This window comes from Pseudanabaena mucicola FACHB-723 (assembly GCF_014696385.1).
GTDB lineage: Bacteria > Cyanobacteriota > Cyanobacteriia > Pseudanabaenales > Pseudanabaenaceae > Pseudanabaena.
The window spans coordinates 1-2,591 of record NZ_JACJQB010000091.1; the positions used below are offsets into that span (position 1 = coordinate 1).

Below are 2,591 nucleotides of genomic sequence, written 5' to 3' on the forward strand. Positions count from 1 at the left end.
AGAGGTTCAATAATCTCCCACTCTTTATCGCTTAGGCTACTGCTATATCCCATGTTTGATCCCTTTCATTACTCTTCCTAAGATACCAAATGGGTTCTATATAGGAACAGCAAGAAAAAATCTCCTATATTCCAATGTCTGAGATCCTTATATACATTAGATTTTCAAGGATTAAATCCCGTTTAGAAACCGTCATTTAATCAAAGAGAGACAACGCTAAGGGTTATCTCTCTTCTTAAGAACCAACTTTTGATGACGCGGCAAAGCCGCGCCATCAAAAATCTTAAATTGCGAAACCTTAATCTAAAGGAGCTTGGAGAATTTGCAAAGTTGCTAATACTTCAGGACTTTCAGGAATATTCCAATTTGCTTCACCCGCTTTGAAGACTTTAGCAACGGGAATATTTAATTCTACTGCTCCCGTTTCAGGATTGGTTTTAGCAACTAACTGAGTGCCTGTAACAATCTTAGCGGCTACAGGTACACCATCATTATTTAAACCGTTGCTAAAATATATACCTTGACAGTTCCAATCTTCATTGGTAGTTTTGCCAGCAGGAAGCGTGTAAAGAGCATTGTCAAAGGTGGAAGTATCGAGCTTTGACTTTTTACCATAGACAATTAGAGGACTCGCCGTTAAATTACGGCATTCGGCAAAGGATTCACCCGTTTCAATAATGTATTTCTCAAATTGGAGCTTGGCAATTTCAAGCGGATCAGTGGCGGCGGCAAGTTCTTCAGTCACCGCAATATAGTCAGGATTGCTAGTAACAGGTGGCTTATCAGCCCAAGCTGGCTGTGCGATCGCTAAACTCCATACCAACATCAAAGTGATTACTAGATTCTTTAAAAGTTTCATTGATTTTCTCCTAGAAATACATAATCCCAAAACTCTATACACAAGGGGCTTAAGCACCTTGGTCAAACTTATCTAATCCAATTGAACTTCCTTAGCTCTTAAGCCATTTCCCAAAGTATTACTAGCATTAAGTTCTGCAATATTCCGTCCCAGATTGAGAACTACTAAACCACCAATAACTAAGCTCAATACAGCTAGTCCTCGATTCTCTAGCGTATGGCTGTCAATCATGATCAAAACACCTAAACCAATTAGCACAAAGGGGACAAGGTAATTGCCATAACGACTTAATGAATCAGCGATCGCAGGGAATTGAATCATACGATAAGCGGCATAGCACCAAACACCGACCATAGAAAAGAACACACCCAAAATCACTAATAAACTTTCCCATGAAGCACTTGCAAACATAGGAACATAAATCCCCACATTGTCGCCACCATTGGCAAAGGTCACAGCCGCTACGCTATAGACCTGCGGTGAGAGCAAATTAGATAACCAAGAATCACTATTCTCAACGACCTCCTCTTCTTGCTCAGAGTCGTCCGTGTCAGGGATAAATAACTGATGTAACCCAATAGAAATTGGCAAGATACCTAACATTCCAATCCAATCACGGGGCATTAAAAGACCACCAAAATATCCCGATAGACTTGCTAATACCAACGCTCCGAAGCCGAGATATTGACCAATGACAATATGTTTCTTTTGGAATGCAGTATTCACTTGGGAAAAGAATAGCAACAAAATCAAAACATCATCTAAATTGGTGGCAGTAAAAGCCGTAATTGCAGTAGGAATTGCGGTAAATAGATCATTCATGAGTTTTTTCTTTAGCTAACCATATTGGTTATTAATTAACGGAATTCTTACGTAATAACTGTAGAATTTTCTCCGTGAAAATATTTGATTTGTAGATGACCTAAATATAGCGATCACAATCAATAAAATCAAATATTGTTTCTTTTCAAAACCATAAAATTAAGTGATGTTCCAAGAAGTTAGCGGCGGTGCATCGCACCACAACTAACTCTTACAAAGTCTATAATCTCTACTTATCATTTTAAAAAGAAACAATATTTGTTTCTATCAATCAAAGCCGATATTATCAAATCAACTTAAGAAATAGCTGAAACAAAATATTCAGAATTAAAAATTTTAAAGTTGTCAAAAGATTGTTAGGAGAAAGAAGAAATGAGCTGGTTAGAAGGAACAATTGCGACAGGGGCTGCCGTTGCATTAGCAACTACCTTTGATGACAATATTTATTTAACTTCTTTCTTCAGCAAAGTTAGTCGCACTTTCCGCCCCCGTCATGTTGTGGTTGGCGAATTTCTCGGATTTACGACCCTTGTCAGTATCAGTCTAATAGGCTTCTTTGGTGGTTTAATCGTCTCTGATATGTGGCTAGGGCTGCTCGGCATAATACCGATTATGATTGGAATTCATCAACTCATGAGTAAAGATGGTGACAACAGCGAAGATATCACCCATGAAGTTGAACAGATAAGTAGCTAAGCAAAATTAATTACATAAGTTGAACCAAAGTCTCGAAGAACTTTTTCAACATAAGAGACTAAACTTTCCCAAGATTCATATGCATTGAGTTCAATCCACTCATACTTCATGAAACGCCACAAAATTTCAATCAAGTTCAACTGGGGACTATAAGGGGGTAACTGGAAAATCTCAACTTGCTGGTTCTTCCACTGCTCTAATTTCTCTTGAATCA

4 protein-coding genes are annotated in these 2,591 nt (G+C 38.2%); 1 reads left to right on the plus strand and 3 read right to left on the minus strand.

Annotated elements, in window-relative coordinates:
- Positions 1–298 precede the first annotated feature (298 nt).
- Entirely contained in the window at positions 299–859 is a 561-nt protein-coding gene (locus H6F41_RS18615; RefSeq protein ID WP_190404952.1) for a hypothetical protein, read from the minus strand.
- Positions 860–931: 72 nt separating this feature from the next.
- Complete coding sequence (locus H6F41_RS18620; RefSeq protein ID WP_190404953.1) at positions 932–1,681, minus strand: cadmium resistance transporter; 750 nt, start codon at positions 1,679–1,681, stop codon at positions 932–934.
- 372 nt (positions 1,682–2,053) lie between these two features.
- On the opposite strand from H6F41_RS18620, the gene H6F41_RS18625 reads away from it, so the two are divergent.
- A complete protein-coding gene (locus tag H6F41_RS18625; protein WP_242023119.1) occupies positions 2,054–2,377 on the plus strand; it encodes a cadmium resistance transporter in 324 nt (107 codons plus the stop codon).
- Here H6F41_RS18625 and H6F41_RS18630 read toward each other — a convergent pair.
- Positions 2,374–2,591: transposase (locus H6F41_RS18630; RefSeq protein WP_190404926.1), on the minus strand; the 218-nt coding region annotated here is incomplete at its 5' end. The genes H6F41_RS18625 and H6F41_RS18630 overlap by 4 nt on opposite strands.